At 53.4% G+C, this 19,242-nt stretch carries 17 protein-coding genes; 8 read left to right on the forward strand and 9 right to left on the reverse strand.

All coding sequences use genetic code 11. The annotated features are described in order from the left end of the window. Positions 1-269 precede the first annotated feature (269 nt). Together KJS40_RS11410 and KJS40_RS11415 are read left to right on the forward strand one after the other, a co-directional pair. The gene (locus tag KJS40_RS11410) at positions 270-818 is read left to right on the forward strand and encodes a Slp family lipoprotein (protein WP_213537859.1); all 549 of its coding nucleotides are present in this window, start codon (positions 270-272) and stop codon (positions 816-818) included. A gap of 142 nt (positions 819-960) precedes the next feature. Then, a complete protein-coding gene (locus tag KJS40_RS11415; RefSeq protein WP_213537861.1) occupies positions 961-2,214 on the forward strand; it encodes a hypothetical protein in 1,254 nt (417 codons plus the stop codon). A gap of 213 nt (positions 2,215-2,427) precedes the next feature. Here the strand turns inward: KJS40_RS11415 and KJS40_RS11420 are convergent, their stop codons facing one another. From KJS40_RS11420 to KJS40_RS11430, 3 genes are all read right to left on the reverse strand, one after another. After that, on the reverse strand, positions 2,428-2,814 hold the full coding sequence (locus KJS40_RS11420; protein WP_213537862.1) for a TIR domain-containing protein: 387 nt from the start codon (positions 2,812-2,814) through the stop codon (positions 2,428-2,430). 113 nt (positions 2,815-2,927) lie between these two features. After that, on the reverse strand, positions 2,928-3,317 hold the full coding sequence (locus KJS40_RS11425; RefSeq protein WP_213537864.1) for a RidA family protein: 390 nt from the start codon (positions 3,315-3,317) through the stop codon (positions 2,928-2,930). A 118-nt stretch (positions 3,318-3,435) separates the two neighbouring features. Beyond that, positions 3,436-3,951 carry a hypothetical protein gene (locus KJS40_RS11430; protein ID WP_244859782.1) on the reverse strand — a complete coding sequence of 172 codons (516 nt, stop codon included), beginning with the start codon at positions 3,949-3,951 and terminating at the stop codon, positions 3,436-3,438. Positions 3,952-4,297: 346 nt separating this feature from the next. On the opposite strand from KJS40_RS11430, the gene KJS40_RS11435 reads away from it, so the two are divergent. Further along, positions 4,298-4,582, forward strand: coding sequence for a hypothetical protein (locus KJS40_RS11435; RefSeq protein ID WP_213537866.1), 285 nt, complete (start codon positions 4,298-4,300; stop codon positions 4,580-4,582). 117 nt (positions 4,583-4,699) lie between these two features. Here KJS40_RS11435 and KJS40_RS11440 read toward each other — a convergent pair whose 3' ends face one another. The 5 genes from KJS40_RS11440 to KJS40_RS11460 form a co-directional block, all read right to left on the reverse strand. Continuing rightward, positions 4,700-7,090 carry a sucrose synthase gene (locus KJS40_RS11440; RefSeq protein WP_213537868.1) on the reverse strand — a complete coding sequence of 797 codons (2,391 nt, stop codon included), beginning with the start codon at positions 7,088-7,090 and terminating at the stop codon, positions 4,700-4,702. Then, positions 7,080-9,242, reverse strand: coding sequence for an HAD-IIB family hydrolase (locus KJS40_RS11445; RefSeq protein ID WP_213537870.1), 2,163 nt, complete (start codon positions 9,240-9,242; stop codon positions 7,080-7,082). The genes KJS40_RS11440 and KJS40_RS11445 overlap by 11 nt, the downstream gene beginning before the upstream one ends. After that, positions 9,239-10,156 (reverse strand): PfkB family carbohydrate kinase, encoded by a 918-nt coding sequence (locus KJS40_RS11450; protein WP_213537872.1) that lies wholly within the window; start codon positions 10,154-10,156, stop codon positions 9,239-9,241. The genes KJS40_RS11445 and KJS40_RS11450 overlap by 4 nt, the downstream gene beginning before the upstream one ends. 422 nt (positions 10,157-10,578) lie before the next feature. Beyond that, on the reverse strand, positions 10,579-11,313 hold the full coding sequence (gene ubiE / locus KJS40_RS11455; protein WP_213537874.1) for a bifunctional demethylmenaquinone methyltransferase/2-methoxy-6-polyprenyl-1,4-benzoquinol methylase UbiE: 735 nt from the start codon (positions 11,311-11,313) through the stop codon (positions 10,579-10,581). A gap of 171 nt (positions 11,314-11,484) precedes the next feature. Continuing rightward, positions 11,485-11,877: a DUF971 domain-containing protein gene (locus KJS40_RS11460; protein WP_213537876.1), complete on the reverse strand. Its 393-nt coding sequence runs from the start codon at positions 11,875-11,877 to the stop codon at positions 11,485-11,487. Between the two features lie 72 nt (positions 11,878-11,949). On the opposite strand from KJS40_RS11460, the gene KJS40_RS11465 reads away from it, so the two are divergent. Beyond that, positions 11,950-13,086, forward strand: coding sequence for an FAD-dependent oxidoreductase (locus KJS40_RS11465; RefSeq protein WP_213537877.1), 1,137 nt, complete (start codon positions 11,950-11,952; stop codon positions 13,084-13,086). Positions 13,087-13,117: 31 nt separating this feature from the next. Here KJS40_RS11465 and KJS40_RS11470 read toward each other — a convergent pair whose 3' ends face one another. After that, positions 13,118-13,627 (reverse strand): hypothetical protein, encoded by a 510-nt coding sequence (locus tag KJS40_RS11470; protein ID WP_025041902.1) that lies wholly within the window; start codon positions 13,625-13,627, stop codon positions 13,118-13,120. Between the two features lie 413 nt (positions 13,628-14,040). Between KJS40_RS11470 and KJS40_RS11475 the strand changes: the two genes are divergently transcribed. The 4 genes from KJS40_RS11475 (at position 14,041) to lysS (ending at position 19,055) form a co-directional block, all read left to right on the forward strand. Continuing rightward, a complete protein-coding gene (locus KJS40_RS11475; protein ID WP_348529525.1) occupies positions 14,041-15,165 on the forward strand; it encodes an S-(hydroxymethyl)glutathione dehydrogenase/class III alcohol dehydrogenase in 1,125 nt (374 codons plus the stop codon). Positions 15,166-15,214: 49 nt separating this feature from the next. Beyond that, positions 15,215-16,078, forward strand: coding sequence for an S-formylglutathione hydrolase (gene fghA, locus KJS40_RS11480; RefSeq protein WP_213537878.1), 864 nt, complete (start codon positions 15,215-15,217; stop codon positions 16,076-16,078). A 331-nt stretch (positions 16,079-16,409) separates the two neighbouring features. Then, positions 16,410-17,514, forward strand: a protein-coding gene (gene prfB, locus KJS40_RS11485) for a peptide chain release factor 2 (RefSeq protein ID WP_213537879.1) whose coding sequence is annotated in 2 segments (ribosomal slippage) — positions 16,410-16,490 and positions 16,492-17,514 — 1,104 coding nt in all. Because the reading frame shifts where the segments join, the coding sequence is not laid out codon by codon here. An 11-nt stretch (positions 17,515-17,525) separates the two neighbouring features. Next, on the forward strand, positions 17,526-19,055 hold the full coding sequence (gene lysS, locus KJS40_RS11490; RefSeq protein WP_213537880.1) for a lysine--tRNA ligase: 1,530 nt from the start codon (positions 17,526-17,528) through the stop codon (positions 19,053-19,055). Positions 19,056-19,242: the final 187 nt, after the last annotated feature.

A 19,242-nucleotide genomic window follows, 5' to 3' on the forward strand; every position in this document is an offset into this window, starting at 1 on the left:
AAAACGTCTGGCTGGTTCATATTTCGCCGCTTTTTCGGCTAATAGAATAACTATTGGCCTTCAAAATCCGCAAAATCTGCCTTCACCCAGCCACTTTTTCGCTGCGATTCTTCAAGTCCGGCAGGCTGCTAGGGAATTTTTCGTGAAGTCAATATTACTCTTCCAGTTTTCAACTATGCTGTAAACGATATTCGGAGAAATTTTGGGGCGCCAAGTGGATGTCACCGCGCATTCCAGAAAGTGCTTTCATAATCGAAGGGAACAAGGCCATGAAATTATATCTATTATCCTTCTGTATGTTGTTGAGCGCATGCGTCGGGCTGCCGTCCGCGGTCAGGAATGTGCCCGTTGCAGATATTACCTATCCCCAGGCGAGCCGGGACCTGAACCAATACAAGGATACATCTGTCCGCTGGGGTGGGGTCATAATCGATGTAGACAATGAGGAAAATTTCACGCTTGTACAAGTATTGTCCTATCCCCTTAATTATTATGGCCGACCCCAGCTAAGCAAGTCGGCGGAAGGGCGCTTTGTCATTAAAAGCAGCGAGTTTCTTGACCCGGCCGTTTATGCAAAAGATCGGGAAATCACGGTGGCGGGAAAACTTGAAGGCAATATCCAGCGTATGATAGGAAAAAAGACCGTGCTGCTGCCATTGCTGGCTTCTCAAGCTCTTTATCTATGGCCGGTTTATCAAAATGATCCTTATGGCTATGGTTATAGAGGCATGGGTGGTTATGGTTTTAATCCCTATTTCGGATATGGGTATTATGGCAGCCCATTTTATTGGGGCGGATACTATAGACCATACTGGTAAGATATGGGTCTGATATTCGGGCCCTGAAGCCATCCGGGCGCCACCATTATCGATTTTCCACGCCGCTACATGGGTGGCATTCGGCCCGGATGCTCGACTTTTGCGTTTCGTTCACCGATAGCTCTCGAAATACTCCCGCTTGATGCACAAACTTCTCCTTATTTCGATAAGCTTGCTGGCCGTTGTCCTTTTGGCACTGGCGGCCGCGTTATCGCTCGCCATTGAAGACCACCCTCGTATCGAGCGCCAGGTCATTCTCACGCCAGAGCATATAGGCCGCGCCAAGCGGATCATCGACGCACATCGTTACTGGGTGAGGCCAGGCATGCTCGCAGCCGCCAACATAACGTCCTCCGATGTTGATCTTGCCGCAAATTACCTGGCGCATCGTTTTGGAAAAGGCAGCGCGCAGGTAATCCTTGCCGATGGTAACGCGGTCATCCGCCTGAGCCTTCCTATGGCGACAATTCCAATTAATGGCTATATAAATCTTGCGGCATCTGTGATGGAGGTAGATGGAAAACCACAGCTCCAGTCGGTGCAGGTAGGAAAACTCATGCTGCCCGATGTGCTTACGCAGGTACTCGCGCTTCAGTTCATGGACTGGCTGCGGCAAAGCAACGAATATAAAGCAGGGCTCGATTCGCTGAAACGGATCAAATTGTCGCGCAACGAATTGGGTATCGTTTATCGTTGGGCAGGTGGTTTTTCCAAAGGTATGCGGGCTTCGATCATTGATAAACAGGAGCGCGAGCGCTTGCTCCGTTATCAATCGATCCTGGCCGCGAATAGCATACGCAATGAAGCCGTAATGCCACTATCCGAAATCCTGCCTTCGCTCATCCGCGTTGCGGCGGCCCGCTCGGTGAACGAGGGAGATGCATTGGCGGAAAATCGCGCGGCAATCCTGGTCGTGGCATTTCACGTACTAGGCGTCTCTTTGAAACGGATTCTCCCGGAAGCTGCGAACTGGCCCCGGGCTGCGCCTCAGAGCATTACGCTCGACGGACGTGATGACTTTGCAAAACACTTCATGGCCTCTGCCGCTATTGCGGCCTATGCCGACACCATGCTATCCGATGCGATCGGGCTGTATAAGGAGATCGAGGATTCCCTGTACGGCAGCGGCTTCTCATTCAATGATATTGCCGCTGACCGCGCAGGTACGAAATTTGGGGAAAAGGCGGTAATAAGCGAAGCCTCCGCACTGCAACTTCAACACCGGGTTGTTTCAGGGCTCAAGGACGCAGATCTGATGCCTTTGTGGTCAGATTTGCCTGAATTCATGTCTGCGATGGAGTTCAAGCAACGCTTCGGTGGAATCGATACGCCGGCCTACCAGGGAATGATGCAGAAGATCGAGCAACGCGTCGCGGCTTTGCGCGTGCTGCAATAAGAATTTCAGGAAGAAAGGTTGACGCAAGGAATTGATGCTTGGGGACGGCGTCCCCCGTACCGGAGGCGATAGCCAAGTATTAGCAGGGGCGGAGAAACGCTTCGGCAAGAGTCAATGCACCGGCAGAGCAGTAAAACCATGGATCCGCTTGCAGTGCTCGAATTTGTTGTATGCCGCCCCATACTCGCTGTGGCTGGCTACGCAGTAGCGCGCTTACAGCCTGTTGAGGAATGTTGATATGATAGGCCAGGTCCACGCATCAATATCCCGCTGGCCCACTGGTTCAGGCAATTTTGCCGGTAGTTTATCGTCATCGCCGTGGATGAGCAGCACGGGTACCCTCCCCTCATAGGCACAGCGCAACTCCCATTGCTGACCATCAGCCCTGATAACGTTTTTCGTGATGAGGCCAATTACGCCATCGCAATCGGTCACCACCTTGCGGCACTCTTCCTTCCAGGATGGCTCCCATGATTGCTTGATGGGCATTTCCACAAAAGAATAGGTTGTTTGCTCCTTTTTCAATTGCTCAAGGAGTCGGTCGTGCGCCTTGATATCCCTGAGCGCAAAGCTGATAAAAACTTTATTCGTTGAAGCCATTCATTACCTCCCTGGAGTATTTATTGTTACCGGACCTCTATGCAAGCTCAAATTGCATTTCATCATCATCGACTGACCACTTACACCTGCCACCTGCAACCGTTGGCAATATCTCAGGCACCCGATCCGCGACGGGCCGTTACCTGGATTTCAATACGCATGCGCGGATCGGACAAGCCGGCTGAGATCATCATCGCCGCGGGCCTGATCTGCCCGAGATGTTTGCGGAAGATCGGCCAGCACTTGGGGAAGTCTGCTGCATGAGGCAATACATAGGTTACCCGGACAATATCTCTCATACTTGCTTCCGCTTCGCCCAGGGCTGCCTGGATATTCTTGAAACACTGTTCAGCCTGCTCCAGCAGATCATCGGAAATGGTCATCCTGCCATAGTCGAATCCGGTTGTGCCGGAGACAAAAATCCAGTCGCCGTCAACCACGGCTCTCGAATAACCAATTTCCTGCTCGAACGTAGAACCTGAACTTATTAATTGGCGTGGCATAAAACTCTCCCAGTTATCGTAGCCGCAAATGCTCAGCTACTGCATTGCGGCTCGAAAGAAAGCACATCGAAAGCGACCCGGTAGCGTCCGATACCCACTTAGCCCAACTCTGCAGGCATTAATTGGAAAAACATTGACTCTTGTCTGACACAACAGTGCAGGCATATAGCAACTGTTGAACGCCTCCGGCGCGGTTAAAAATATACTCCGCCCTCAGTGCCTTGAACTCGGAATCTTTAAAAGAAATCGATTGAGACACGTGGCGCTCCTGGTTCCAGAACCTCACTCTGCAAAAGTCAGGCTCGGATCGGCATAACTTGCTAAGTGCTGCGCCATAAACAGCCTTGTCCATATCGCGGTTGCTATCGATCAGGACCATGTGAATAAAATTTCCCGAGTTTCCGAGCTCGAGTGACCGGACAAGGCGCCAGCCATCGCCATGGGGTAGCTGTGTTTGCTGGGCCTGTGGCTGTGCCTGCGGCTTTGGCTGCGATAACGAGGCGGCAGAAACTGGCCATGACAAGACCAATGCGACAAATGCAATACTTGTTAATTTTTTGTTCATGAGTACTCCTGAGCTAAATTTTTTCCAGCCGTAGAACAAAAAAAATGCCACCCGGCAATAAAACAGCATCACGACTCGCACCACTTGAACGTGTCGGCAAGCCACTGCTAAATAGCCGAGAGCATATATCCAACTTTTATGAAGTGTACCTAAAAGCGGCGCCCTATTTCCATAAACTTTTCCATGTCTTGCCGCCTGATGCGTTCAAGACCCCACCCGATATCTCTCGATAAATTGAGCAGACCCGAGTTATATGATCCTGAATCCGCCGGTTGACCGCTCATTTGTCAGCTAAGCATCATAGCCGAAAAGGATTTTTTGTACCCTTTGAGCCTCACTTTCCCGGTGAGTTCGCTACGGAACGGGTCGAACGGTTTTTGCCGCGCAGCGCTGCGCGGCAACTTCCCGAGATGGAATGGCGCCCCGAACGTCGCACGAGAGTCCCTGCGAGGCGGAGATCGTGCAGCTCAGGAAACACCGCGATCGCGTTCTACGCGCATGGGGTGCCCGCATCCCGCTTCGAGGCCGCACCTTCCTGCGGAAGGCACTGCTGTCCTGCACCGTTACATCCCGTGTCGTTGCGCTGTTCTTTGCTCAAAAAACCGCTCATCCATTCCGTCCAACCGCCGGATTCAAGATTATCGAATTTATTCTATCAACAAAGAAAGTCGTCAACAAGGAAATCCCGTTTTGCGATTAACAATGCTGCGCTGCATGTCGCCAGCTTCGGACGCTGGATCACGATCGATGCTTTCCGCCGCGGGTCCTATACCTCGCGTTGAATCAGCGCCGGGAATGCGAGCAGACTCGAGACTGCTTATTGATGGGGGAGCAGTGCCTGCGCCATAGGGCGAAATTGCAAATGGTAAAACATGTCGAGATAACGTACAGTTTCTTCATGCTCCAGATTGCTGACGAATTTCCAGAAACCGTAGATACGCGATAAAGTCATCATTCGTTCTGCGTACAAACACCATGTATAACGTGATTCAACCCGTTTTAAAGCCATTTGGGAAATATGGTCCCAAAAATCAGGATCGGCGGCTGAGCGAGCGAAAAAATCAGCCATGGCTTCGGCTGCGGCAGAACCGTCGTTCGGGTCGAAATGATAACCCGATATTCCATGCTGAATGATCTCCCGCGGACCGCCATGACACGTAGCGAATACGGGAAGGCCGGAAGCCATAGCCTCGATGATGGTCAGCCCAAACGCCTCAAATCGGGCCGGCTGGACAAAAATGCCGCGCTTATCAGCCACATGCCGATACAATTCACCCGCCAGATTCTTTTCCAGGCGAGTGCCGAGCCAGCGCATGCGCCCTTCCAGCTTATATTCATTCATGATGGCGTGCATGTGGTCAATTTCGGCCCGTTCCTCACCATCGGTCGAGTCGGCAGGGTCGATATACCCACCGATTACGAGTAGATTGGCTGCATCCGATAGACGCGCACATTGTGCAAACCACGCCGCCAATCCAGTCAAATTCTTGACCAGATCGAGGCGGGCCATTGTAAAAATCAGGGGCTTGGCAGGATCGTTGAAATGGCCGCGCCAGGGTACGCCCGGATCGTCTCCATATAAAAGACGCTCGATGTCGGGCAATAGCGTTTTCAGGCGGCGCTCCCCGTCGAGATAGGAGAAATACACCTCGGCATCGGCACCGGGGGAGACGATATTGAACTTGGGATCGAAAAGATCGATGCCGTTCAGTACTCGATACAAGCCGGGCATCGTGTAGTTCTGATAGGTTTCATATTGGCCCACAGTATGAGAGGTACCTGCAATCTCCTGATAGGTACTGGTAATAATAAAATCGGCGCTATTCATTGCAATGAGATCAGCGGTGTACTGGCAATTGAAATGATATTGGGCTTCATTCTCGCGCCAGTGCAAGGCGGAATGCAAATATTTGCTCTGCTCCAGCGCGTGGGCGATATTGCATTGTGTTACACCGATTCGTTTGGAAATCAGTGAGGCTACCAGGTTTCCATCCGAATAATTGCCGATTACCAGGTCCGGACGACCACTCAGTTGCGCCAGCGCTTCGCGTTCAATATCATGCGCGAAATTCTCCAGATAAGGCCATATCTCGAAACGCGATATCCAGGAACGGACAACTTCGCCGTTGGGTTTACGAAATGGCACGCGCACAATCCATGAGTTCTGGGTGCCGTGGATTTTTTCCAACGGCTGGTTGCACAGGGTATCTCCCGCCTCGGGGATCAGGCGTGTGCCTATCAGAATTTTCGGTTGGGCCGTTATCCCCTGGAGCATCAGGCGCTCGCTCATGTCCCGTTCCAGAGCCCTTACCTGATCCAGGATGTAAACCACCTGACCGCCCGTATCCGGCAATCCCAACACATTATCCTGCCCGAAATAGCCATGGGGCGACAGGACCAGCAACTTTGATATCATGGGAATTCGCGCCAGGAAATTCTCGAGTATTTGCGCTGAAGGCGCTTCGAGAATATCCACCAGGAGGCTCATGGTGTCGCTCACCCGCTTGGCGCAATCGCCCCAACCCGGTGCAAAACCCAGTCCGCTCAGTAACTCCGCAATCGTCATCCATGGCGTATCGTCGGGATATCTGTCGAGCAACCCAAGCGCGCGGCGCAACCCGGCGCGCAACGCCGCAACGTCGGCAAAGTTGCCGTTGAGCATCAATTGATGCCCGTCCATGGAATGCACCGCCAAAAAATTCAACAGCTTGACCGAGCCCATGCCTGGGTGGGTAAACAGCGTACCCGCCAGTTGCTTGTTGAGAAAAATCACCCCTTGACCGATCGAGCGAATTTCCTTGAGCCGCGGGAAACCACGATTAAATGGCGCGAAATCCAGTTCCAATACCGGTTCATGAGCGCTATCCGGGCGCACCAGCATTTCCTTGAAAGCCAGATAATCGGACACGCTGACAGGCTCAGGTATCAACTGCTGCTGATGAATGCTCATAAAGTGCCAACTCCCGGCACCTTCGCGTAACGCCATATAAATCAGCGGGGGCCGGCACACCGCCTCTTGCAGGAGATCGACAACTTCTTGCAGCGGCGTCTCGACGAGGGAGTGGGGAAGCTCTGCGCTTAATGCATCAAAAGCTGCCCGAAGGTCCGAGCGCAGCAAAAGTGGACGTTCCAGTTCGAACCATCTACGTAACAATGCATACAAATCGCTACGGTGATCCGCAGCCCAGGCATCAAATTTAGGTATCATTCGCAGTCTCCATGAGGGAAGTGCCAAACTCGTAATGTGCCATGCCTTCAGCGATGCCGTCCGCGTAGCCTGCACGGGCAAAATAAATTTGCTCATTTCCCCTTAGACTCGCCAATTCGGGGCTATGGTTTGCAACGATCACGCCAAGTGTGTCACCGATCAGCATTTCTCTATCGTTGCCTGAATCACCTGCGACTAAAAAGGAACGCAACGGCAGCCCCCATTTATAGGCAAGATAACGTATTGCCCCCCCTTTGGAACCGCGCAGCGGCAAAATGTCGAGATAGGCCTGGCGCGAATAAACCAAATGTGCGGACAATTTTTGCTCACGTAATAGAGCCCTGATTTTTGCCATTGGCGGCATTTTTTCGGGATCTACATTGTAGCTAAGCTTGAATTCGCGCTGATTCTCCTTCGCTTGCAATGTGAGACCCGGCACTCCGTCAAGCGCGCTTTCAATCGCATCGCGGCGCCACAGGTACTTGATGAAATTTTGCCATCCTATATCCGGGCGGAGTTCAGGACCATAATTGATCTCGCTGCCGACCGCGGTAATCAGCACATCAGGTAAGGGAACGCCCCATTCCTTCAATATCTTGAGTGTACTTTCCAACGTGCGCCCTGTGGCGACTCCAAAGCCTAAATTGGGCGGGGTCGCCCGCAAGATAGTCAGAAAACGGCGCAAGGCGGCACGATCACCCAGCAGGGTATTGTCGATATCGCTAATGAGCATATGCGATATCAGCGGTAACGGATGGCGTTGCGGCCTCTGGTATATCGCCATGGTGCGCCGGATTTGCTTACGCTCCTGATGCAACAGACGGAACAGAACGCGCAGGTATTTCCTGACGTGCGCATCCCAGGTGTAGTAATTCCTGACCCCTGCAATACCATTGCGCGACCAGCGCCGCCAACGGGTCGAATCCGCCAGTCCGTATTCAATCGCCTCCGCTATGGCATTGATATCCATGGGATTCACCAGCACGCCATTTTTGCAGTGCGCCACGATATCGCGCGGTCCTCCGTCTTCTGTAGCAACGATGGGAAGCCCGCTGGCAGCCGCTTCGATCAAGGTAAGACCGAACGGTTCGGTGAGCGCCGGATTGACGAATATGCCCCGGCGCCGGGCTGCAAGCCGGTAGAATCCCGCGATATCGGCCGGCTTGTGCTGTTTTGGCAGCGCCACTTTACCCCATAAATCGTAAAGATCGATATCGAGCAATAGATTGGTCATTACCTCGATCTGCGCGACGTCAAGTTTACGGATGTCATCGCGATTACCCGCTATGATGGCCAGATTGGTGTGCTCATGCAATTTAGGTGAACTGCCGAATGCGGCGATCAAGGCACCGAGATTCTTTCGCATTTCGGGGCGGCAAATCGTGAGTACCAAAGGCTTGCGCGGATGCGTCAGAAAACGGTCGATGAGCCTCGCAGCCTCCGGTTCCGGCGCTATCCGGCGACTTGGCGGAGAAAAGCGCGAGATATCGGTCCCGGGAGGAACAATCACGGCACGCTCACGGTGATAGTTGGTATACAGTCCGTATTGCTCGTCACTCTCCTGGGGTGTGCTTGTTATGATCAGGCTTGCATGCTGAAGTATGGCCTCCTCGGTCGATATTCGGCGATGGAAGCTGAATTGACGCTCCAGTGCCTGTGGTTTACGCCCTTGTGCGAGCAGGCGCTGCTGTTTGCTTCGCCCGAGCGAGTGCCCGGTATGGATCTGCGGGATACCGAGAAGCTGAGAAAGCTGCATCCCGACATAGCCTGCATCGGCATAATGGCTATGGATGACATCAGGCAAACGTTTCTGCTCGCGCAGAAAAAGCAGCGCACGATCAACCAGTTGATCGAGATAGGGCCAAAGACTCTCTTTACGCAAATACCGGCGCGGCCCGCAAGGAAGACGAATAATGCGTGCATTGTCGCCGAGCATCTCTTCCGGACGAGCATAGTCAGCGGATACGGAGGAATCTTCTATCCTCCGGGTCAGCAGATCGACCTTGACGACTTCGTGCTGGCGCGCCAATGCACGGGCCAGCTCTACCACGTATAACACCTGCCCGCCAGTATCCGCGTCGCGCCCCAGTTCCAGGTCGTTCCCCCGGATCAACCCGTGCAGGCTTAGCATCAGGATATATAAATCTTTCATTCAGATGGGTTCATATGCCAGTCGCTGATGAATGATTCGTAGAAATCGTTGTGCTCCGGAAGTCCGCCACGTATCCGGCAAATTGCACCGGCAAAATGATGTGCCCGTTGCAAGGTGAGGGGTACGGCCCAGCCGTGCAGCAGGCCAAGCATAAAAACGGCCGAGAACGCATCGCCTGCACCTACCGTATCACGGATATCTGTGATGGGATCGGATATCGCCGTTATCGGTTCCGCGGAATCTTCCAGCCACCAGGCCCCCGCTTCACCGCGAGTGACAAGCATGCCGCGCAACTGGTAACGCTTGATCAGCACCTTGGCCTGAGCCTCGGCGGATATTTCCTCGATATTCAGTAGCCGAGCTATTCTCTCAAGCTCGTCGTCATTAGCCTTGACGATATCTGCGTGCTGCAATGACCATTGTATGCGATCCACATAAACCCAGGGATCGCGCAAATTGACATCAAAAAAACGCTGACCGCCGGCAGCACGCAATAAATGACGCAGGGCTCGATGCGAGCCGGCACGCTGCGCCAATGTTCCAAAATAGACAAGTTCCGAATTCGCGGCGAGGGCAGCCATGCGCGATAGCCGGGGATGAATATGATCGTAGGCTTGATCGGGAATAATATCGAACCGGTGACCTTCAGAAGTGAAATTGATATCTACCATGCCGGTAGGGTAGATGGTATCGAGCTGAACACCGTGTGTGGCGAGTCCCGAGCTTTCCAGGGTCTGCAACACGCGAGCGCCCGCGGCGTCCTGCCCTATACGCGTAACCAGGACAGGCGCACAGCCAAACGCACGCAAGTGCCGGGCAACATTGAAGGGCGCACCACCCAATACCTCCCTGTCGGGAAACCGGTCTACCAGAATTTCACCAAACAGGAGTACGACATGACGACTGCCGGTCATTGTTTTTACCTTGCGAAGGATTGATTCCCCAATTCAACCTTGATTCAAACATAAATCGGGCCGTAACCAACGCATCTGCGAGACTTTCCTGAAGGTGGTCTTCTTCAATGCCGAAGATCAGGGAGAGTTGCTTATCATGGGTTGGTTAAGGCTCTTCTTGTACAGCAGCCGGATCTCATGCTCGAGGCCAGCACCTGTCTTATGGTGTCTTATCGGTGTCCATGCGCGCATTGCACAGACACCCGATAGGGTCTCAGCTCATTTTCTGCGGATGAGCAAACCTTTTATCTGCGTGGAGAACCGGAGGGAATTAGAGTGATACTGACGAGCGTCAGAAAATTTTTCTGTACGCTATCATACATACAAGAGTAATCGTTTCTCCTCCAATCGCCGAGGTGTTTCGGCCTTAGAGTCTCTCGGCCTTAAAACTTGTAGCCACGGTGAAGCGCAACCACGCTCGCAGATAGATTGAAGTACTCTACTCGCTCGAATCCGGCGTTTTGCATCAATTGTTTCAATTCCTCCTGCGAGGGATGCACGCGAATGGATTCGACCAGATAGCGATAGCTATCCGGGTCTCCGGCAATGAACCCGCCCATCGCTGGAAGTACCTTGAATGAGTAAAGATCATAAAAGCTTTGCAATGGTTTCCATACCTTGGAGAATTCAAGCACGATAACCCGTCCGCCAGGTCGGAGCACGCGCAGCATTTCTTTCAATGCCATATCCTTGTGGGTCATGTTTCTGAGGCCGAAGGCAACACTGACACAGTCAAAATAGTTGCTTGGAAATGGCAGCTTTTCTGCATCGCACTGCGCTACCGAGACAGCCGCACCTTCATCGAGTAACCGGTCGCGGCCTATCGTGAGCATAGCGTTGTTGATGTCGGTGAGCCAGACCTCGCCATTGCTGCCCACCTGCTCCAAAAACAAGGCGCTCAGGTCGGCGGTGCCGCCGGCAATATCAAGCACCCGGTCTCCTTTTCTGACTCCGCTGGTCTCTATCGCAAATCGCTTCCACATCCGGTGCATACCCGCCGACATGAGATCATTCATCAGGTTGTAGCGCTCGGCAACCGAATCGAATACCCCGGCTACCTTGCGGGCTTTCTCTGCTTCAGCTACGGTATTGAAGCCGAAATGAGTTGTTTTTGTCATGGATGGTCAGTATTTGAATGAAGGGCACATACTACAGCAAGACGGGTTGCTGTAGAACCTGTGCAAAAGCCGTGGATTGGGGCGAATAGTTGGGGCTGGGCTGGCAGCCGAGCCGATTACCGAGCCGCGAAACCGGGAAGTTGTTCAGCGGATTTCCTTGCCGGTTGCGGTTCAACGCTTGCTGGGGGTCATCGGTTCCCGGCTCGCGCCTGCCTCTTGCATGCGATGAAGGTACCGCCGCCACATTTCATCGTGACGCAAGCCATAGTCATAAAGTAAATCCCACGAATAAAGGCCGGTATTATGCCCATCCGAGAAATTAAGCTGGATTGCATAATTGCCCACGGGTTTGATATCGTTGATATTCACCTCTCTCTTACCGGTTTGCAGCACTTCTTGCCCGGGGCTGTGGCCGCGTACTTCCGCGGAAGGCGAATAGACCCGCAAAAACTCACAGGGAAACTGGAAAATCTTGCCATCACTGAAAGAAATCTCCAGTATTCTGGACTTCCGATGAAGTTTTATTTCGTTGGGACTGGGAGTGTCTTTACTTAGCCCTGCCATTGTGCCGCTCCTCCAGTTTGCAACTGGCGAATGATAAACCAGCGTGGACAAAACTAAAACGTCGATACGGGGATGCCGACCATTATAACCAACTCGTCAAATGGCGCCCATCCTCGTGAGCTGATACTTATCGGTGGCGGCCACACACACGTCTTATTGCTGCGAAAACTCAGCGAAAATCCTTTACGCGGCGTGCGTATGACTATGGTGAGCGATTTTGAGTGCGCTGCTTACTCGGGGATGTTGCCGGGGCATATCAGCGGCTTCTACCAGCAAGCAGAACTGCTTATCGATTTACGACATCTATGCAGGCTCGCCAATGTTCAGTTCATTCATGCAAAGGCGGGTGGAATGAACCTGAAGCAAAAGCAGGTGCTGCTCGACGGCAGTGCTGAGCCCCTGGCTGCCAACCTGGTTTCCATTAATGTCGGCGGGGTATCTTGTACGGAAGGTGTAGAGGGCGCGAAATCATGGGCGATTCCAGCGAAGCCCGTGCCATGCCTGCTGAAAGGCTGGGCAAGCACCATGGCCGCGGCCCAGAATAGCACAGGCCGGCTGCAAATCATTCTCGTGGGCGGCGGTGCAGGCGGGGTGGAACTGGCGCTAGCCATGCGTTCCCGGCTGCCGCATGCTGAATTCACCATCATTCACAGCGAGCCATGCTTGCTGCCGGGGCACAGTTCACGCGCACGACACATTGTTCATAACCTGTTACTGGAACGAAACGTGGCTGCGATAACCGAGGCCAAGGTGGTCGAGGTGATGCCGGATAGTGTGCGTCTCGATGACGGACAATTGTTGGCTGCGGACTTCGTTTTCTGGGTTACGCAGGCTGTACCCCCGGCGTGGCTGGGGGAGAGCGGCCTGGATATCACGCGTGAAGGCTTCATCAGAGTCAAGCCAACCCTTCAGGCAATAAATTATCCCTGGATTTTTGCTGCGGGGGATGCAGCCTCCATCGAAAACCGGAAATTACCCAGATCCGGTGTATTTGCGGTGCGTATGGCGAAACCGCTGGAGCACAACCTTCGAGCCTATCTGGCGGGTCGTCTACTCAAGGAGTATAAACCTCAACGACACAGCCTCAGCCTTATCGGCACTGCGGATGGACGCGCCATTGCTTCTTACAGCGACTTGGCAGCGCGTTCCGCTTTTTTCTGGTGGTTAAAAAACCGGATCGACCGGCGTTTCATGCGGCAGTTCCAGTAACGGCTACCCTCTAGCTGTCCTGCAAGGCAGGTTAAGGAAATGCGGGTATTATGGGTTCCGTCCCTTCTACAGTCACGTCAGGCAAGTGCGTTTTTATCCGTGCCTCAATCTCGGCAACGCGTTTCTTTGGCACATCGGCCAGAACGAGAAACTGACCGGCCTCAATTGCCTCCTCAAATTGCTTGACCCTGGAATTGGCTGTGCTCACGCCTATCATACTGCCCGCCCACGCACCTACTCCCGCCCCTGCAAGAGTGCTGCCCAACAGAATGCCGCCCGCAATGACCGTTGAGGCAGGGGGAAGCGCGATGGCGACCAGTCCAGCGAGCGCACCGACCGTTCCGCCCACTGCGAGCCCCCGCTCCACTGCGGGCACAAAATCGCTCTTCTGAAGCAGGCTGGCTTCGGGTAGCTCTTCCAGAGGAGTACCGCGCTTCGCCAGCACGTGAATGTGTCGTTCCTCGATTCGCGAAAGGAGTAGCTCATCGACGATACGTTTGGTCGTGGCGATATCGGGAACAAGAAAGTAGATTCGTCGCATCATGATCTCCTAAAAATTGTTCACAGGTAAATCATTCAGGGCGGAAATGGCAGAAACCCAAACCAGCCCAACTTACCGGGCCACCGGCCCGATTTCATCATAGGATGGCTCAGATGAAAAAGCAAACCATCGCAGGAATTTTCAAGCGAGACGCAACCACCGCTACAAAGCGGTAACCGAATTTGAAAACTGACGGATTCCTGAGCATACTAGCAGCCTGTCGGACTTGAAGAATCGCAGCGAAAAAGTGACTGGGTGAGGGTAGATTTTGGGGACTTTGAAGGCCAATAGTTATTCTATTGGTCGAAAAAGCAGCGAAATATGAACCGGCCAGACGCTTTTGCAGCCGATTTCGTTTAAGTCTGACAGGCTGCCAGCCTTGCTGATCAAAGTACGAAGACGGAGCGAACTACATGGAAACAATCAAAACACGTGCGGCGGTTGCATGGGGACCGGGCCAACCGTTAACTATCGAAGAGCTGGACCTGCTGCCGCCCCGAAAAGGCGAAGTACTCGTTCGCATCGTAGCCACCGGCGTTTGCCATACGGATGCATTCACCCTGTCGGGGAAAGATCCCGAGGGAAAGTTTCCGGCGGTTCTCGGTCATGAGGGTGGCGGCATCGTCGAGGCGCTCGGCGAAGGTGTCACGAGTGTTGAGGTGGGAGATCATGTAATCCCGCTCTACACCCCTGAATGCGGCGAGTGCAAGTTTTGCAAATCGGGTAAAACCAATCTGTGCCAGGCCATCCGGGCCACCCAGGGACAAGGGCTTATGCCCGACGGTACGACACGTTTTTTTAAAGACGGGAAACCCATTTATCATTACATGGGCACCTCGACCTTTTCGGAATATACGGTAATACCTGAAATTTCATTGGCCAGAATCAGTAAGGAGGCGCCGCTGGAAAAAGTATGCCTTCTCGGTTGCGGTGTGACGACGGGTCTGGGCGCTGTTGCCAAGACCGCGAAGGTGAAGGCAGGCGATACCGTGGCAGTTTTCGGCTTGGGCGGCATTGGTCTGGCCGTGATTATCGGTGCGGCTATGGCCCGGGCCGGGCGCATTATTGCAATCGACATCAATCCCGGCAAATTCGAAATAGCACGTCAACTGGGCGCCTCCGATGTCGTGAATCCCAAGGACTACGACAAGCCGATTCAAGACGTGATTATCGATATGACTGGCGGAGGCGTGGATTTTTCGTTCGAATGTGTCGGTAATGTCAAGCTGATGCGTTCTGCCCTTGAATGCTGTCATAAAGGCTGGGGAGAATCCGTGATAATAGGCGTCGCCGGCGCAGGCGAAGAAATTTGCACACGCCCTTTTCAACTGGTAACGGGGCGTGTATGGCGCGGCTCGGCATTTGGCGGAGTAAAAGGCCGCACCGAACTTCCCGGCTATGTTCAGCGCTATCTGGATGGAGAATTCGAGCTCGATACTTTTATCACTCACACCATGGGCCTGAAAGATATCAATAAAGCATTCGACCTCATGCACGAGGGTAAATCCATTCGCACGGTTATTCATTTCGATAAATAAGGCCAGGCGTTTTTACCCGGGGCTGAAGGTTGCTTTTGAGGATAGGGATATGCCGGAACTACAGCTTCTCTCGTCGCACCGCTCATTCGATGGGTCGCAAGCGCGTTACAGACACGCTTCGAAGTCTTTGAATTGCGACATGAACTTTTCTATTTATCTTCCTCCCGGGATATCCTCTCCGCTAGGCAACCACGGGCAAGTGCCGACTGTTTACTGGCTATCGGGATTGACCTGCACCGATGAGAATTTTGTCACCAAAGCTGGAGCCCAACGGGTCGCGGCGGAACTCGGGATTGCGCTTGTCATGCCGGATACCAGCCCCCGGGGTGAGGGCGTAGCGGATGTTGCGGATGCGTACGACCTGGGGCTGGGCGCCGGTTTTTACGTAAACGCGACCGAGGAGCCCTGGCGTCGCCATTACCGCATGTACGACTATATCGTGGATGAACTACCGGCCCTGGTCGAGCAGCATTTTCCGATTAACGAGCGGCGCTCGATCTGCGGACACTCCATGGGGGGCCACGGCGCGCTCATGATTGCATTGCGAAATCCTGTACGCTACCGGTCGGCATCGGCTTTTTCACCTGTGGTCAACCCGACCACCAGCCCTTGGGGGAAAAAAGCATTCAGCCATTACTTGGGCGACGATATGAAAAACTGGTGGGCTTATGACGCCACGCTACTGATTGAGGCCGCACTCGCATCGGAGCATCTGCCGATATTGATCGATCAGGGCGATGCGGATGAATTCCTGGTTGAGCAACTGAAAACCGAGCGCTTCATTGCCGCCTGTGAAGCAGCACACTATCCCGCACAGATCAACATGCGAGCGGGGTACGATCACAGCTACTTCTTTATCAGTACATTTATCGAAAACCATCTGCACTTTCACGCTCAAGCATTGCGTGGTTGATGGAGTAATCAATGGATTAACAGGACGGCAATTCGCCAGCGCCAGCAGCCTGTCGGACTTGAAGAATCGCAGCAAAAAAGTGACTGGGCGAGGCGGATTTTGAGGATTTTGAAGGCCAATAGTTATTCTATTGGCCGAAAAAGCAGCGAAATATGAACCAGCCAGACGCTTTACAGCCGATTTCCTTTAAGTCCGACAGGCTGCTCGGCGGCTTTCTTGGTATATTTTCGATATATTCATTCATTATTACCCTCCTTCCTATCTAGTCAAGCCACGGACGACATCCTCCCTTCCTGTATAATTCTTGATCTTTGCACCTTCAAAGGCTCCTATGGAAGCGGAACAGCTTAACGACATTGCCCATCAGCTCGTGGATCTCGACAGCCGGGCAGCAGCATTGCGGAGGTATCTTTGACTTCGATAACAAACAAACACGGCTGAACGAGCTCACCCGGCTGACGGAAGACCCTGCGATCTGGGACGATAACAAGCGCGCCCAGGAGTTGGGGCGTGAAAAAAAAATGCTGGAAGGCGTCGTCATTAATCTGGAAACAGTCGGACGACAGTTGCACGATGCCCAAGATCTGTTCCAGATGGCAAAGGAAGAGAATGACGACGCTACGCTGCACAGTATCGAGCATGACATCAGCCGATTGGAAAAGACCGTGGCGGAAATGGAGTTCCGCCGCATGTTTTCCAACCCCATGGATCACAATAATTGCTTCGTGGATATTCAGGCCGGCTCCGGCGGTACCGAAGCGCAGGACTGGGCGGCAATGCTGGAACGCATGTATCTGCGCTATTGCGAACACCGCAATTATAGTGTGGAGGTGATGGAGGAGTCGCCGGGCGAGGTCGCGGGTATCAAGAGCGCAAGTCTCAAGATTTCAGGCGATTATGCCTATGGCTATCTTCGTACCGAGACGGGCGTTCACCGGTTGGTGCGAAAATCCCCGTTTGATTCGGGTAATCGACGCCATACATCCTTTGCCAGCGTGTTTGTTTATCCTGAGGTGGATGAGACCATCGAAGTAGAAATCAACCCCGCTGATTTACGGGTCGACACTTTCCGCGCATCCGGCGCGGGTGGCCAGCACATCAACAAAACGGACTCGGCCATCCGGATAACCCATAATCCCACGGGTATCGTAGTGCAGTGCCAGAGCGGCCGCTCGCAGCACCGTAACCGCGCGGACGCGATGGCTATGCTGAAATCACGCCTGTACGAGGCGGAACTGCGCAAACGGCATGACGAGAAACAAGCAATCGAAGACAGCAAGACCGATATCGGCTGGGGACACCAGATCCGCTCTTATGTGCTGGATCAGTCTCGCATCAAGGACTTGCGGACCAATATCGAAAGTGGCAACACACAGGCCGTACTGGACGGCGGGCTGGATGATTTCATCGAAGCCAGTTTGAAACAAGGCATATAGGAGAGCTGACAGTGGCGAATGACGCTTTAGAGGAAAGTCCGGGCGAACCCCTCGATTCGCTTAACGCGGAGGCGAGGCTCGTCGAGGAGCGCCGCGCCAAGCTGGATCTGTTGCGCAAATCAGGTAACGCCTTCCCGAACAATTTTCGTCGCGACGATTTTTCGTCGGATATTCACCGGCAATATGGCGACCATTCCAATGAAATGCTGGAAGCGGCGCCAAAGGTTGTAAACGTCGCGGGACGAATGGTATTGAAGCGCGTGATGGGCAAGGCAAGCTTCGCCACCATCCAGGACATGAATGGGCGCATCCAGCTTTATATCGCCAACGACGTCGCCGGCATCGAGGCGCATGACGCATTCAAGCACTATGACCTCGGCGATATATTGGGCGCTCAGGGGATGCTTTTCAGAACGAGAACCGGCGAGCTTTCCATTCGCGTCACGAATTTGCGGTTGCTCACGAAGTCATTGCGCCCTCTGCCGGAAAAATTTCATGGCCTGGCCGACCAGGAGCAAAGATACCGCCAGCGCTACCTCGACCTCATCACTAACGAAAACAGCCGTAGCGTTTTTGTTACGCGCTCCCGGATCATCCAGTCCATTCGCGAGTTTTTGGTCAGGCATGGCTATCTGGAAGTGGAGACGCCAATGATGCACCCGATTCCGGGCGGCGCCGCGGCACGGCCTTTTATCACCCATCACAATGCGCTGGATATGCAACTGTATCTCCGCATCGCGCCGGAGCTTTATTTGAAACGCCTGGTCATCGGCGGCATGGAACGCGTATTCGAAATCAATCGAAGCTTCAGAAATGAAGGAATTTCCACCCGACATAATCCTGAATTCACCATGCTGGAATTCTACGAGGCTTATCAGGACTATACATACCTGATGGATTTCACTGAAACCATGCTGCGGGAAGTCGCGATAAAGGTGCTGGAAACAACCAAGCTCATTTACCAGGGACGTGAAATTGATCTCGCACAACCGTTCGAGCGGCTTACCATTACCCAGGCAATCCAAAAATTTCATCCGGAATATACCGATGCGCAACTCGGCGACCGATCCTTTCTGGTCAAAAAACTCGAGGCGCTCGGAATCGGTTATAAAACCACGGACGGCATCGGCGGGCTACAGCTTGCATTATTTGACGAAACCACCGAGCATTTGCTGCTTGAGCCAACCTTCGTCGTCGACTATCCAGCCGAGGTTTCGCCGCTGGCGCGGCGCAACGATGCAAATCCCGCGATAACCGACCGGTTCGAGCTCTACATTGCCGGCCGCGAAATCGCCAACGGGTTTTCCGAATTGAACGATCCCGAGGATCAGGCTGCGCGCTTTCTCGAACAAGCCGATGCAAGAGAAGCGGGAGATGCCGAGGCCATGTATTATGACGCCGACTTTATTCGCGCGCTCGAATACGGCCTGCCACCCACCGCAGGCGAGGGTATCGGTATAGACCGCCTGGTAATGCTCTTCACCGATAGCCCGAGTATTCGCGACGTGATTCTGTTTCCGCAATTACGACAGCAAGATTGACCTGGATGAAAGGCGGGGTCTTGAAAGCGACTTGACCCACCTCCTGTCGAGTATCAGGAATCTCTAATTCTTCGCAAGCACGTAGCCGGCAACTCCTGAGCTTGTCCCTAGATTCTTCAGGCATGGCAAGGTGCTACCCCTACCCTTCATCTCCACTTCATCTCCAGTAAACCTGGGCCGCTAGCCC

This window comes from Nitrosospira sp. NRS527, from assembly GCF_018406445.1.
Classification (GTDB): domain Bacteria; phylum Pseudomonadota; class Gammaproteobacteria; order Burkholderiales; family Nitrosomonadaceae; genus Nitrosospira; species Nitrosospira briensis.

What these genes read in the sequence shown, in the direction of transcription:
- ubiE (WP_213537874.1), bottom strand. Translation starts at nt 11,313, where the DNA reads ATGACAAAAACAACTCATTTCGGCTTCAATACCGTAGCTGAAGCAGAG.
- KJS40_RS11420 (WP_213537862.1), bottom strand. Translation starts at nt 2,814, where the DNA reads ATGGCTTCAACGAATAAAGTTTTTATCAGCTTTGCGCTCAGGGATATC.
- KJS40_RS11470 (WP_025041902.1), bottom strand. Translation starts at nt 13,627, where the DNA reads ATGCGACGAATCTACTTTCTTGTTCCCGATATCGCCACGACCAAACGT.
- KJS40_RS11465 (WP_213537877.1), top strand. Translation starts at nt 11,950, where the DNA reads ATGCCGACCATTATAACCAACTCGTCAAATGGCGCCCATCCTCGTGAG.
- KJS40_RS11475 (WP_348529525.1), top strand. Translation starts at nt 14,041, where the DNA reads ATGGAAACAATCAAAACACGTGCGGCGGTTGCATGGGGACCGGGCCAA.
- KJS40_RS11415 (WP_213537861.1), top strand. Translation starts at nt 961, where the DNA reads ATGCACAAACTTCTCCTTATTTCGATAAGCTTGCTGGCCGTTGTCCTT.
- KJS40_RS11435 (WP_213537866.1), top strand. Translation starts at nt 4,298, where the DNA reads ATGGCGCCCCGAACGTCGCACGAGAGTCCCTGCGAGGCGGAGATCGTG.
- KJS40_RS11410 (WP_213537859.1), top strand. Translation starts at nt 270, where the DNA reads ATGAAATTATATCTATTATCCTTCTGTATGTTGTTGAGCGCATGCGTC.
- KJS40_RS11460 (WP_213537876.1), bottom strand. Translation starts at nt 11,877, where the DNA reads ATGGCAGGGCTAAGTAAAGACACTCCCAGTCCCAACGAAATAAAACTT.
- KJS40_RS11440 (WP_213537868.1), bottom strand. Translation starts at nt 7,090, where the DNA reads ATGATACCTAAATTTGATGCCTGGGCTGCGGATCACCGTAGCGATTTG.
- KJS40_RS11445 (WP_213537870.1), bottom strand. Translation starts at nt 9,242, where the DNA reads ATGAAAGATTTATATATCCTGATGCTAAGCCTGCACGGGTTGATCCGG.
- fghA (WP_213537878.1), top strand. Translation starts at nt 15,215, where the DNA reads ATGCCGGAACTACAGCTTCTCTCGTCGCACCGCTCATTCGATGGGTCG.
- KJS40_RS11430 (WP_244859782.1), bottom strand. Translation starts at nt 3,951, where the DNA reads ATGCTGTTTTATTGCCGGGTGGCATTTTTTTTGTTCTACGGCTGGAAA.
- KJS40_RS11425 (WP_213537864.1), bottom strand. Translation starts at nt 3,317, where the DNA reads ATGCCACGCCAATTAATAAGTTCAGGTTCTACGTTCGAGCAGGAAATT.
- KJS40_RS11450 (WP_213537872.1), bottom strand. Translation starts at nt 10,156, where the DNA reads ATGACCGGCAGTCGTCATGTCGTACTCCTGTTTGGTGAAATTCTGGTA.